The organism is Ralstonia psammae (assembly GCF_958405935.1).
Taxonomy (GTDB): Bacteria; Pseudomonadota; Gammaproteobacteria; order Burkholderiales; family Burkholderiaceae; genus Ralstonia; species Ralstonia psammae.
Window position 1 is genome coordinate 435,532 of record NZ_CATZBU010000003.1, and the last position, 12,738, is coordinate 448,269.

Sequence of the window (12,738 nt, forward strand, 5' to 3'; positions counted from 1 at the left end):
AACAGGGCATCGCACCTCCGTGCGGGCCTGCATCTATGCTGCCGATTCATCTGCTTTCCACCGGCAAGGCACTGCCGGAACAACAAGTCACGTCCGCTGAACTGGATGCTCGCCTGGGCCATCGGGCTGGCTACGTGCGCAAGAAGTCCGGTATTGATGTCCGCCACCATGCCGCGCTGGCCGAACACCAGTCGGAACTGGCTGGCGCTGCCGTGCGTGATGCGCTGCGCCGCGCCGATGTTCCCGCTTCATCCATTGACCTGTTGATCTCTGCGTCGGGCGTGCAGGAACAGGCGCTGCCCAACACGGCCGCGCGCATCCTGGAGCCCGCCGGGCTGCTGGTCGGCACGCCCGCGTTTGATGTCAACGCCAGTTGCCTGAGCTTCCTCACTGCGCTGCATGTGGCGAGCAGCCTGCTGACCACGGGTGCGTACAGGCGCATTGCCGTGGTGGCTTCCGATCTCGCCTCACGCGGGATCAACTGGGACGATGCCGAGACCGCGTTGATCTTCGGCGACGGAGCTGCAGCGGTCATCGTTGAAGCGGCGCCTGCGGCGTCCGGCGCGGGCGTCCACGCCTACCGCTTGGAGACCTACCCCGCCGGGAAGACCTATTGCGAAATCCGCGCGGGCGGCACGCGCCGCAACCCGCGCACCGGTGCGCACCCCACCGATTACCTCTTCCACATGGACGGCAAGCGCGTGTTCAAGCTCGCCTCGCAACTGATGGATGGCTTTCTCGATCGCCTGTTCGCGGGCAGCAATTACACGCTGCGCGACATGCATGTCGTCGTGCCGCACCAGGCGAGCCACCTTGGCATGCAGCATCTGCGCAAACGGCTGGGCGTGCCCGAAGCGAGCGTAATCGATATCTACGCCCAGCACGGCAACCAGGTGGCGGCGTCGATTCCCACCGCGCTGCATGAAGCGGTAGCGAGCCAACGCATCGAGCCCGGCAAGCCGGTTCTGCTGGTTGGCACGGCAGCGGGCCTGACGCTGGGCGGCATGGTGCTGACGCTATGACGACACTGGTGACCGGCGCTACCGGTGGGCTCGGCCGCAACGCAGTCGATGCGCTGCTGGCGCGGGGCGCGGGCGTGCGCGCTACGGGGCGCGATGCCACGCAGCGCGAAGCTTTTGTCGCACGCGGTGCGGACTACGTACCCGCCGATTTGTCAAAGCTGACACCGGCCACGCTTGATGCGATGCTCGATGGTGTCGACACGGTGTGGCATTGCGCGGCGCTGTCATCGCCATGGGGCGCCTATGACGACTTCTACGCTGCCAACGTGCGTGCGACGGCGGCGCTGGCCGAAGGCGCCGTCAAGCGTGGCGTGCGCCGCTTCGTGCAAATCTCCACGCCGTCGATCTACTTCGACTACCAGCATCACGCCGATCTGCCAGAGAGCTATCGCCCTGCCCGCTTCGCCAACCATTACGCGGCGACCAAGATGCTGGCAGAAGCTGCGATCCAGCAGCAGGTCTCCACGCAGAACCGCACGCACTTCGTCATCCTGCGGCCGCGCGGGTTGTTCGGGCGGCATGATCGCGTGGTGCTGCCGCGCATCCTGCATCTGCTGAAACTGCGCGGCGGCGTGCTGCCGTTGCCCCGCGGCGGCGCGGCACGCATGGACCTGACGTACCTGGAAAACGTGGTGCATGCCATGCAGTGCGCCACCACCGCGGACGTGCCTTCCGGCGCCGCCTACAACATCACCAATCACGCGCCCGCCACACTGCGCGATCTGCTCGCTCAATTGCTGGGGCAACAGCTCGGCCTGCGCCACCGCATCCGCGCCGTGCCGTATCCGGCGATGGCGCTGGCAGCGCGTGCAATGGAAGCCGCCGGCGCCATCACGCAGCGCGAGCCGCTGCTCACACGCTACAGCGCCGCCGCCCTGCACTACGACATGACGCTCGCCAACGACCGCGCGCGCATCGAACTCGGCTACGTGCCGCCCATCGACATGGCCGAAGGCATCCGCCGCACGGCCCACTGGTTACGCGAACATGGCAACCCTAGCGGTCTTTGAAGCAGGGTACTGCACGCACACCGCGTGCGTGGCACTGCGCGGCGCTGGCCTGCGCACGTGCGCCTTCCCTGCACGCGCATGGCTGATCGAAGCTGCCGGCCGACGCTGGCTGTGGGACACGGGCTATGCCTCGCATTTTCATGACCACACGCGCAGTGGCATATTCGCGATCTATCGCAAGGTCACCCCGGTGTATTTCGATACGTCGGAATCCATGGCGGCACAGCTCGCCCAACAGGGCGTGCGCCCGGCCGACCTGGATGGATTGATCGTCTCGCATTTTCACGGTGACCACGTTGCCGGCCTGCGCGACTTTCCGGGCGTGCCGGTCATCTGCTCTGGCGAAGGATGGATGCACCTGCGTGCGCTGCGTGGCGTTTCCGCGTTGCGGCGCGCCTTCGTGCCCGGGCTGATTCCCGAAGATTTTGAAACGCGCACGCGCTTTGTCGAACAGTTCGAGCAAGTCGCGCTGCCACCGGAGCTGGCGCCGTTCACATCTGCCTGGGCCTTGCCCGACAGCAACGGCGACGTGCTGCTCGTGCCGCTGCCCGGCCACGCCGCGGGGCACCTCGGCGCGTTCGTGCGCACGCATGACGGCTGGGTGCTGCTGGCTGCCGACGCCGCCTGGTCACCGCTGAGCTATCGCGAACTGCGTGGGCCGTCTGTGCTGGCGTATTCCATCATGGAAGACCGATACGCTTATTTCGACACGCTGCGCAAGCTGCGCGCGCTGGATGCAAGCGGCCACGTGCGCATCCTGCTCACGCACGAGGGTGCGTTGTGACGGCGCTGCACCGCCTGCTGTGGTCGTACTGGCAAACGCGCCGGTTGCGCCTGCCTGATCGCGCAGCGCTGCAAATGCATCAAGAGCGCCAGATCGCTCGCTTCACGCAGCGCGTGCTGGCGCGCAGCCCGTACTTCCGCCCGTTTGCATCGAAGCCGATGCGCGAATGGCCATTGATGGACAAGGCCACGATGATGGCCCATTTCGACGCCATGAACACCGCCGGCCTGCGCCTGAACGACGTGCTGGCCTGCGCGCAACAGGCCGAGCAGTCGCGCGATTTCCGGCCGATGGTCGGGGCGTATTCGGTGGGCTTGTCGTCCGGCACAACCGGTGGGCGCGGCGTATTCGTCGTCAGCCCCACCGAGCGGGCGCAGTGGGCCGGCATCCTGCTCGCCAAGCTGCTGCCGCGCGGCCTGTTGCACGGCGAGCGCGTCGCGCTGTTCCTGCGCGCCAACAGCAATCTGTATACGGCCGTGCGTAACCCGTGGCTGACGTTCTCGTTCTTCGATCTGTTTGCCCCGTTCGATTCGCACCGCGCACCGCTGGAGGCACTGCAGCCGACCATCATCGTGGGGCCGGCACAGGTGCTGCGTGCGCTTGCGATGGAACGGCTGGCAGGCCGGCTCGACATCGCACCCGTGCAGGTGCTTTCCGGCGCCGAAGTCCTGGAGCCGATGGACCGCGCGCTGCTTGCGCAGGCCTTCGGCAACGTCGGCGAGGTCTATCAGGCCACCGAAGGTTTCCTCGGCGCGACCTGCCCGCACGGCACGCTGCACCTGAACGAAGCGCACGTGCACATCGAGCCGCAATGGCTGGACGAACGCCGCTTCGTCCCCGTCATCACGGATTTCACACGCAGCACGCAGCCCATCGTGCGCTACCGGCTGGATGACATCCTCATCCGCCGCGACCCAGCGCTTGGGGCCTGCCCCTGCGGCAATCCGGCGATAGCCATCGAGCGCATCGAAGGCCGCTGCGACGATACGCTCGTCCTGCCCGCGCTGGGCGGCGGCACCGTCACGCTGTTTGCGGACCTGTGTTCACGGGCACTGGCACAGGCGCTGCCGCTGTATGCGGATTACCGCCTGGTGCAAACCGATGCGTGCACGCTGGCGCTATCCATCCAACCGGTCGACGCCGACATCGTCCGCGCGTGCCAGGCGCATCTGGCGGATGTGTTCGCCTGCCAGGGTGTCGATACGTCGCGCATGACATGGCACGCCACGCCCGAGCGCATCGCCACCGATTTCACCACCAAGCGCCGCCGCATCGTTCGGCTCGCAGCGTCGGGGGCGGCACGATGAGCCCGCTTGCCACGCGCCTGCGCCATATGGCCCTGGGCTGGTGTTCGGTGGGCCTGGTCTATGGTGCGTGCGGTGTGCTGCAAGGCGCGGGCACGGTTGTGCCGGAAACCGCGTTGGACCGCGCCATTGCGTTCAGCACGTCGGGCATCTGGCTGTATGTGTCGTTTTTCGCGCTGATTCCGTTGGCGTATCTGCTGGCCGATATGTCACGCCTGCCCTGGCTGGAACGCGCCATGCAGATGAGCGCGCTGGTGAGCGGTGCGGTGTTTCTGCTGTGGCCGACCACGCTGCACTACCCGCCGCTGGCTGACGCGTCGCTGCCGGCCAGCGTGCAGCGCATGCTGATGGCCGTGGATTCGAGCCAGAACTGCCTGCCCTCGCTGCATGGGGCGCTCACGCTGCTCTCGGTCTGGGCGCTGGCCGACGCGCGCAAGCCGGTTCGCACAGTGCTTGCCGCAGCTTGGGGCCTCGGCATCCTGTACGCCACGATCCAGACCCGCCGGCACGTCGCACTCGATCTGTCGGCGGGTGTGGCCGTGGGCGTGCTGTGCGGCGTGGCGATCCGTCAATGGTTGGCGCGGCGTGCGTCAACGCTCTCCATCGAACCGGTGTCGACATGAATGCCTTTGCTCTGCCGCTCGCATTGATGCTCGGCTGCGTGCTGCTGGAACTCGCTGCGCTCAAATGGTGGCGCGGCCAACCGCTGCCGTGGCGCGACGTCATCCTCAACCTGAACTCGGGCCACGTGCTGATGTGGCTGTGCCGTGGCTTGGAAGTGGCAGGCTTCACGTGGCTGTATGCCCATGCCAGCCTGCATTGGGTGGATGGCTGGCACCCGATTGCGGGCTGGGCCTTCGCCTTTGTCGCGTGGGATCTCGGCTTCTATTGGCTGCACCGCACGCACCACAAGCTGGGCGTTCTGTGGGCGATCCATGCGGTGCATCACGAGGGTGAGCATTTCAACCTGTCGCTGGGCGTGCGCAACGCGTGGCTGTCGTCGCTGACATCGCTGCCGTTCTTCGTGCCGCTGGCCCTGCTGGGCGTCACGCCGGAGATGTTCGTGGCGGTATCCGGCCTGCATTACTCGGTGCAGTTCTACAACCACTGCGGGCTGGTCGGCCGCTCTGGCGTGCTGGACCGCTTCATGGTCACACCCGCCAACCACCGCGTACATCACGGCTGCAACCCGGAGTACATCGACCGCAACTTCGGCGGCACGCTGCTGCTGTGGGACAAGCTGTTCGGCACGTATCAGCGCGCGCTGGCTGACGTGCCGATCCGCTACGGCGTGCACACGCCCACCCACAGCGACAACCCCTTCTGGGCCAACGTGGTGCCGGCACTGCAATGGCTGGGGCTGCGCACACCGCAGCTGCAACGCGATGCGCGCGCCACGCCCGCCGGCTGGATCGCCACCGGTGGTGTGCTGCTGTTTGGCGTGGTGATCGACTCTGTGCGCACCGATGGCATGTGGCCCGGGCATTGGCAGGCGGTTTGGTTCGCGCTCATCCTGTTGCTCACGCTGGCGCTCGGCGGCTTGTCGGATGGGCGCACCTGGGGCCGATGGCTTTGGCCGCTCCTGGCACTTGCACTGCCCGTGCTGATGATCGGCGTATGCGGTGCGGGCGATGCGTTGTCCGACATGTTGGCCGTTGCGCTGGGGTTGCAGGGCCTTGTTTGTGGACTGTGGCACGGGCTGCGTGCCGGATCGTCCCTCTCTTCGTCGCCGCATGCCGGATCTCGCTAAGCTTCGCTACGCTTCACCGCGTTCCTCGTCGCTGGCAGAGGATTTGCGCCGTGCCGCGCACGATCATCTGCAGGCACACGGCGACCATCGCTTTGCCGATGCGCGGCTCATCGCCAAGGGCGTCTTCCTCGTCGCGGTTTCCGCGCTGCTGTATGGCGCCATGATGACGGCCACGAGCGCGACGGTCTTCGTGCTCGCCTATGTGGCCTTTCCGTTCATCGCGATGCTGCTGGCGATGAACGTGCTGCACGACGGCGCGCATCGGGCACTCTCCCCATGGCCATGGCTGGACCGCCTCATGACCCGCGTGAGCGCCATCCCGCTCGGCATCGAACCGGCCTATTGGACGGTGCGCCATGTGCACTATCACCACGCGCATGCGAACGTGGAGCACTACGACCTCGATACCGCTGCAAACCGCTTCCTGCGGCAGACGCCGTTTCAGCCGTGGTATCCGCAGTTTCGCCACCAGCATCGCTACTGGCCGCTGATTGCCGCACTGTCGTTGCCCTACATCAATTGGATCTACGACTGGTCGGACCGCCTTGGCCTCACGCCGCTGACGACGGATCGCGTGTTGCCCGGCTTGCGCGGCTGGGCGACATTCCTGTGCGCCAAGACCTTGCACTTGCTCATTGCCGTGGCGGTGCCGGCCTGGGTGGCACATCAGCTTGGCCTCGGCTGGGGCTGGGTGGTGTTCGGTTACTTCGCGGGGCAAATGCTTGCCTCGTGCGTGCTGGTGGCGCTGATCCTGGGCACGCACTGGGCCGACGTGACGTTCTATCTGCCGCCCGAATCGGGCCAGTTGCCGCACACGTGGCACGAGCACGCCTTCCACACGGCGTGCGACTGGCAACCGCAACCGGCGTGGATCGGCTACTGGCTCGGCGGCTTGAACTGGCACCTGACGCATCACCTCTTCCCGACGTATAGCCACCGGCACTATCCGGCGCTGGCGGCGCGTGTGGCGGAAGTGGCGCGCGCCCATGCGCTCGACTACCGCGCGCTCACCTACCGGGAATTGCTGACTGCGCAGCAGACCTTCCTGCGCGCCATGGGCAAACGCCCGGACTGACGCGCAAACAATACGCTGCCTCAGTCGCGCGCCTCGGTCGCGTGCACCGCGTCGAGAATCACCTTTGCCACATCCTGCGGCCGCGACTGCTGCGGCACGTGGCTCGTCGGCAGCGTCGTCACCTTGGCGCCAATCTTCCTGGCCATGGCGCGCTCCAGGTCAGGCTGGATCATCCGGTCGTGCGCGCTCACGATGAACCACGACGGCTTGCTCTGCCATGCGGCCACCGTGGTGCGCTCGCCAAATGCCGTCGCCTTGATGGGCCCCTGCGTGGCGGCCATCACGCGCGCCTGGGCAGGGGGCACGTCCTGCGCAAAGTCGCTCGCCAGCGCCGCAGCGGGCAGTGAGAGATAGCCGTTGGCATCGGCCACCAGCTTGCCGATGCCCGGTGCGGGCGCGTAGTCCGTGCCCACCTCTTCTGTCGACTGGCCGGCATCCGGCGCAAACGCCGCCACGTACACCAGCCCGGCAACCTTGCTGTCCGCTCCGGCTTCTGTGATGACCGTACCGCCCCACGAATGCCCCACCAGCACGACCTTGCCGGGCTGGTTGCCAATCGCGCGGCGCGTGGCGGCCACATCGTCGGCCAACGAGTTCAGTCCGTTCTGCACGGCCTGCACCTTCACGCCTTTGGCCTGCAGCAGCGGAATCACCTTCGCCCAGTCGGACCCATCGGCAAAGGCGCCGTGCACGATCACGACGGAAGGTTGTTTGGCGTCGGCCGCCGTAGCGGCAAAGAGGGGCGCACTGGCGGCTATGCCAAGTGCCAACGCTGCAGTCGAGACGGCTTTGCGATGAAACATGTCGGGTCCTTGTTATCGGGTCGGATTCTCGGTGGATGGGGTGTCTGCGGGATTGCGGCTTCAGGCGCGGGCACCGTCGTAGTACGGGTTGGCGCTGCGGGCGCCATCGGTGTAGAGGTCGGTGGTGCGAGCACCGTCCGTATAGACGTCGGACGAACGCGCGCCCTCCGTGTAGGCATCCACCGCGCTTTGCACGGCGCGGGCGCCTTCGGTGTACGGGTCACGTGCGCCGACGGACGAAGCGGCTTGCGCGCCGGCAGCGGCCACCGCGAGCGCGACAACGGCAAGGGTCTTGGTGAGATTGCGGGTCATGATCGTTTCCTTTGAACAGTTGGATTGGGATTGCGCGGCCTGCCGGCGCTTTGCATTGCTTGGGCCCGGCGTCGTGGCCACGGAATGCATTTAAGGCGCCTGACGTATCCGGCACGTAGCGACGTGCTGCCCGTTTTGTCTGGGCATGTACCCGGGCGGCGGCCGGATACAGACGCATACAAAACCCCGTCCGTCGATGCCCGTTGCTACAAAGCAATACAAATCGGCGGCATCGTGAAACCGACCGGATACATCGCAGGCGCCCAATGCTGGAAACGCGGTGGGCAAGACTCCGCCTCGTCATCCATCCTTGATCACTGGAGCCTTCATGCAACCGAATCGATTGACCACCACCCTGCTCATCCTTGCAGGCGCGCTGGGTGCGCACAGCGCATTTGCGCAAACCACCGGCGTGCATCGGACGGACCTCGTCCATCACGACCTGAGCGTGCCCGGCCACGAAACTTTGCAAGTGCGCGTGGATTTTGATGAGCGTGCATTCGCCCCCGCGCATCTCCACCCTGGCGAGGAAATCGCCCATGTCCTGCAAGGCTCGATCGAATACCGACTGGACGGCCAGCCCTCGGTGACGCTACACACCGGGGATTCGCTGTTCATTCCGGCGGGCGTTGCGCACTCGGCAAGAAACGTCGGCAGCGGCAAGGCATCGGAATTGGCGACCTATGTCGTGCAGTCCGGTGAGCCGCTGGTCAAGCTCGTTCACTAACCCGCTGTCCCGTCCACTCCGAAGAGAGAACCCCATGTCGAACCCCGTCAACCTTCGCCGTCGCCGCCTGCTGGGCACCACCATCGCCAGCATTGGCGTGCTGGATCTCGGGCTGGCCGAACTTGTGCATGCGCAACCGGCACCGCCCTCCAACGCAAACACGCTGCTGGCCGGCCCGACCGACCCGTTCGGCGCGCTGCAACAGATCGATGCCGGCGTGCTCAATATCGGCTATGCAGACCTGGGCCCGAAGAACGGCCCCGTGATGATCCTGCTTCACGGCTGGCCATATGACATCTACAGCTATGCAGAGGTGGCTCCCGCGCTGGCAGCGGCGGGCTATCGCGTGCTGGTGCCGTACCTGCGTGGCTATGGCACGACGCGTATCCGCTCGGCAGACACGCCCCGCAACGGCCAGCAGGCCGCGCTGGCCGCCGACGTCATCGCGTTCATGGACGCGCTGAAGATCAAGCAGGCGCACTTTGGCGGATACGACTGGGGGGCTCGCACTGCGGACATCATCGCCGCGCTGTGGCCGGAACGCTGCAAGACGCTGGTGTCCGTCAGCGGCTACCTGATCGGCAGCCAGGAGGCGAACCGCAAGCCGCTGCCGCCCGCTGCAGAATTTGCCTGGTGGTACCAGTTCTATTTCACGACGGAGCGCGGCGCGCAAGGCTATGCCGCCAACTGCAAGGCGTTCAACCGCCTGATCTGGAAGCTCGCTTCGCCCACGTGGAAGTTTGACGACGCCACGTACGACCGCAGCGCTACGGCGTTCGACAACTCCGACCACGTAGACATCGTCATCCACAACTACCGCTGGCGCCTGGGGCTGGCGCAGGGCGAATCGAAGTACGACGCGCTGGAACAGCGCCTGGCCACCGCCCCCGCCATCACGGTGCCCACCATCACCATGGAAGGCGATGCCAACGGCGCACCGCACCCGGAGCCGTCGGCCTATGCGAAGAAGTTCACGGGCAAGTACCAGCACCGGAACATCGGCGGCGGCATCGGACACAACCTTCCGCAGGAAGCACCGAAGGCGTTTGTGCAGGCCATGCTGGATGTGGTGCGCCTCTAGGCCATCGAGGCCGCCAGCGCTTCTGGATCACAGCGCCGAGAGCAGCCCCTGGGGTAATCCGCGCGTGAGGGCCAGCAGCGTCATCACGGCCGGCATGGCCGCTGCGGCCATCACCGTCTGCGCGGCGGTGATGCCGGCCATGAGCGGTGCGTCCCCGCCCAACTGGCGCGCCATGATGTACGACGAGGATGCCGTGGGTAGCGCCTGAAACAGCAGCGCCACGATCAATGCGGCATCGGTCAGGCCAACCGCGTGGCCGACCGCCAGCGTCAGCACGGGCATGGCCAGGAACTTGATGACCGACGACACGAACACCGGCTGCGCCCACGAACGCACGCCGCTGAAGTTGAGCGCAGCCCCCACGCACAGCAGGCCCAGGGGCATGGACGCCACCCCGAGCGCACGCACCGCCGGCTCGATCGCCACGGGCATCTGCAACCCCAGCGCCTGCATGGCGATGCCCGCCGAGCAGGCCACCACTGGCGGGTTCGTCACGATCTGACGCACCAGCGCGCGCCCACTGAGCCGTACCGATCCATAGCGGGCAAAGACCAGCACGCACAGCAGATTGACTGTCGGCACAATCGCTGCGTTGCACACAGCCGCCAGCGCAATTCCCTTGGCACCGAACAGGCCCGTGGCCAGCGACACCCCTACGTAGTTGTTGAACCGCACCGCCCCCTGGAACACCGAGGTGAACGCCGCGCCGTCCACTTGCATCCACGGTCGGGCCAGCATCAGCGCGACAGCCACCAGTAATGTCGCGCCAATCAACGTCAGCACCAGCGGCAGCACGGGGAGCGACTGCATGTGTGCCGTGGCCAGTCCATGCATGAACAACGCCGGCAACAGAACGTAGTAGCAGAGCCGCTCGGCCTGCGGCCAGAAGTGTTCGGCGATAAAGGCGGAGCGCTTGAGCCAATGGCCGAGCGCGACCAGAAGGGCAACGGGGGCAAGAGCGAGCAGGATTGCAGCGGTCATGGCTGCGCTCCTGCACAGCGGTGTGCGCGCAATGTGGATGCGAGGCGCAGAAACGTCCGGGACAGCATGAGGAGGCTCGGCAAAGATCAGGAACCCCGCCAAGCTATCACGCAGTCACAGCAGCAATAATTGTTATTTATCCGGCATTCAATGAGAAATTCTCATTGCAGAAGCGACGACGGCGTCGGCCAATGCCTGGGTAAAGCGCTGTGCCGCCCGTGATTGGTGTTCAAGCAGCACCACAGCGCGGTGCAATTGCGGTTGGCCAAATGCCAGTCGGGCAATGGGAGGCAATTGCGTCAGCTCCGAATCGGAGAGCGCCACCACGGCGGCACCCAATCCGCTGGCCACCATGCGCACGATCGTGTCTTTGTTGTCCAGCACCATCTCTTCGCGCACTCGCACGCCCAGGCGACGCAGTTCCGAGGCGATCATGCGGCCGGCCCAGGCCTGCGCATCAAAGCGGATGAACGGCAGCTCGGTCAGCAGCGCGCGCGCATCCTGCTCGGCATATTGGGCCGGAGCGAGCAGCCAGAAGCGGTCTTCGTAGAGCGTCGACCAGACCAGTTCGGCCGGATGCGGCCGCACGGGGTGGGACGTGATCGCGGCATCCAGTTCGCCATCGGCCACGCGTTGCGCAAGCTCGGCCGACATGCCGGCAGCCACGTGCACGCGCAGGCCAGGATGCGCCGTCCGCAGCGCCAGCAGCGCATTGGGCAGCGGCCCCGACAGCGCAGTCTGGATGGCGCCGATGCGCAACCGCCCGACCAGCGCCTTCTCATCGCTCAGGGCGTCGGGAATGCGGTCATACAGCGCGAGGATCTGTTCGGCCTGGGCGAGCACGATACGGCCCGCCTCTGTCAGCGCGGGCTCGCGGCGCGAGCGGTCGAACAGACGGACATTGAACTCCTCCTCCAGCGATTTGACCTGCAGGCTGACGGCCGACTGCGTGAGCCCGATGGCCTCGCCGGCACGCGCAAACGTGCGGTGGCGGGCGATGGCAACGAGCGTTCTCAAGGCGCGGAGAGACATGGCGAGTGCGAAGTTGGATCAGGTGCGGATAGCGCATCGTACCTCTCACCACATCGCCGGGTGCCTCTGCCGCACCGGCCTGCCCCTCGCGGCAGCAAGACAACCCACTTACCCCAGCATGGCAGCCAGCGCGGGAGGCAACCCGCGGTTTGGCTTGTGCGGCGGGCGCGCAAAGCTGCCCTCCACTGCTCCGTGTGGGGCGAGTGCGATCAGGCTCTCGCAATGGCGGATGGCGCTGGAGACGCCGTCCACGACCGGCACGGGAATGCGGTCCTTGAGTGTGCGCGCCAGCCCGGCGAGCGGTGCACCGGCCACGATGATCACGTCCGCGCCGTCTTCACGCACCGCCTGCAGGCTGAGTTCCTCCAAGCGTGCCGCGTGGTCTTCCTGCACGCTGCCGATGTCGCGCAGCGGCTGCTGCAAGGAGCGCACGCTCGCCAGCCGCGACGACAGTCCATTGACGGCCACGCATTCGCGGTACCACGCCTGAATGCGGTTCGAAATGGCGATGATGGAAAAGCGCTGGCCGAGCAGGCATGCGCTGGCCAGTGCCGCCTCGGTCATGCCGACCACCGGCACATTGCACAGCTCCTTGATGCCGGCCAAGCCCGGGTCTCCAAACGCCGCCACAATCACGCCGTCGAACTGACCATCGTGTTCGGCGACGACGCACGCGGTGGCATAACCGCCCACCAGCGCTTCGAAGCGCGTTTCGATATAGGCCACGCCAAATGGCGCCGTCTCCATCGTGAGCGTGGTGCCGGGTGAAACGGAGCGACGCGCCTCCGCATGGATCAACTCCGTCACGCTCTCGGAGATGTTGGGATTGACGACCAGAATATGCACGATGAAACCCT

Annotated in this window: 14 protein-coding genes; 9 read left to right on the forward strand and 5 right to left on the reverse strand. The window is 66.2% G+C overall.

The window, feature by feature from the left end; translation table 11 throughout:
* The first annotated feature begins 35 nt into the window (after positions 1 to 35).
* From R2N16_RS08735 to R2N16_RS08765, 7 genes are read left to right on the forward strand one after another with little or no spacing between them, the layout of a single operon-like run.
* Positions 36 to 1,022: a 3-oxoacyl-[acyl-carrier-protein] synthase III C-terminal domain-containing protein gene (locus R2N16_RS08735; RefSeq protein WP_316665232.1), complete on the forward strand. Its 987-nt coding sequence runs from the start codon at positions 36 to 38 to the stop codon at positions 1,020 to 1,022.
* Entirely contained in the window at positions 1,019 to 2,032 is a 1,014-nt protein-coding gene (locus R2N16_RS08740) for an NAD-dependent epimerase/dehydratase family protein (RefSeq protein WP_316665233.1), read from the forward strand. Before R2N16_RS08735 ends, R2N16_RS08740 begins: the two co-directional genes overlap by 4 nt.
* Complete coding sequence (locus R2N16_RS08745) at positions 2,010 to 2,816, forward strand: MBL fold metallo-hydrolase (protein ID WP_316665234.1); 807 nt, start codon at positions 2,010 to 2,012, stop codon at positions 2,814 to 2,816. Before R2N16_RS08740 ends, R2N16_RS08745 begins: the two co-directional genes overlap by 23 nt.
* Entirely contained in the window at positions 2,813 to 4,123 is a 1,311-nt protein-coding gene (locus R2N16_RS08750) for a F390 synthetase-related protein (RefSeq protein ID WP_316665235.1), read from the forward strand. Before R2N16_RS08745 ends, R2N16_RS08750 begins: the two co-directional genes overlap by 4 nt.
* A complete protein-coding gene (locus tag R2N16_RS08755) occupies positions 4,120 to 4,743 on the forward strand; it encodes a phosphatase PAP2 family protein (RefSeq protein WP_316665236.1) in 624 nt (207 codons plus the stop codon). The genes R2N16_RS08750 and R2N16_RS08755 overlap by 4 nt, the downstream gene beginning before the upstream one ends.
* Entirely contained in the window at positions 4,740 to 5,870 is a 1,131-nt protein-coding gene (locus R2N16_RS08760) for a sterol desaturase family protein (protein ID WP_316665237.1), read from the forward strand. The genes R2N16_RS08755 and R2N16_RS08760 overlap by 4 nt, the downstream gene beginning before the upstream one ends.
* Positions 5,854 to 6,945: an acyl-CoA desaturase gene (locus R2N16_RS08765; RefSeq protein ID WP_316665238.1), complete on the forward strand. Its 1,092-nt coding sequence runs from the start codon at positions 5,854 to 5,856 to the stop codon at positions 6,943 to 6,945. Before R2N16_RS08760 ends, R2N16_RS08765 begins: the two co-directional genes overlap by 17 nt.
* A gap of 20 nt (positions 6,946 to 6,965) precedes the next feature.
* Here R2N16_RS08765 and R2N16_RS08770 read toward each other — a convergent pair whose 3' ends face one another.
* Positions 6,966 to 7,748: an alpha/beta fold hydrolase gene (locus tag R2N16_RS08770; RefSeq protein WP_316665239.1), complete on the reverse strand. Its 783-nt coding sequence runs from the start codon at positions 7,746 to 7,748 to the stop codon at positions 6,966 to 6,968.
* 60 nt (positions 7,749 to 7,808) lie between these two features.
* Positions 7,809 to 8,060: a hypothetical protein gene (locus tag R2N16_RS08775; protein ID WP_316665240.1), complete on the reverse strand. Its 252-nt coding sequence runs from the start codon at positions 8,058 to 8,060 to the stop codon at positions 7,809 to 7,811.
* A 328-nt stretch (positions 8,061 to 8,388) separates the two neighbouring features.
* On the opposite strand from R2N16_RS08775, the gene R2N16_RS08780 reads away from it, so the two are divergent.
* A complete protein-coding gene (locus R2N16_RS08780) occupies positions 8,389 to 8,787 on the forward strand; it encodes a cupin domain-containing protein (RefSeq protein WP_316665241.1) in 399 nt (132 codons plus the stop codon).
* Positions 8,788 to 8,821: 34 nt separating this feature from the next.
* Positions 8,822 to 9,868, forward strand: a complete 1,047-nt coding sequence (locus tag R2N16_RS08785) for an alpha/beta fold hydrolase (RefSeq protein ID WP_316665242.1) — start codon at positions 8,822 to 8,824, stop codon at positions 9,866 to 9,868.
* A 27-nt stretch (positions 9,869 to 9,895) separates the two neighbouring features.
* Here the strand turns inward: R2N16_RS08785 and R2N16_RS08790 are convergent, their stop codons facing one another.
* The 3 genes from R2N16_RS08790 to R2N16_RS08800 all read right to left on the reverse strand — a co-directional run bounded on the left by R2N16_RS08790 (position 9,896) and on the right by R2N16_RS08800 (position 12,727).
* Positions 9,896 to 10,849 (reverse strand): AEC family transporter, encoded by a 954-nt coding sequence (locus R2N16_RS08790; RefSeq protein ID WP_316665243.1) that lies wholly within the window; start codon positions 10,847 to 10,849, stop codon positions 9,896 to 9,898.
* A gap of 147 nt (positions 10,850 to 10,996) precedes the next feature.
* Positions 10,997 to 11,881, reverse strand: a complete 885-nt coding sequence (locus R2N16_RS08795) for a LysR family transcriptional regulator (RefSeq protein WP_316665244.1) — start codon at positions 11,879 to 11,881, stop codon at positions 10,997 to 10,999.
* Positions 11,882 to 11,989: 108 nt separating this feature from the next.
* The gene (locus R2N16_RS08800) at positions 11,990 to 12,727 is read right to left on the reverse strand and encodes an aspartate/glutamate racemase family protein (RefSeq protein ID WP_316665245.1); all 738 of its coding nucleotides are present in this window, start codon (positions 12,725 to 12,727) and stop codon (positions 11,990 to 11,992) included.
* Positions 12,728 to 12,738: the final 11 nt, after the last annotated feature.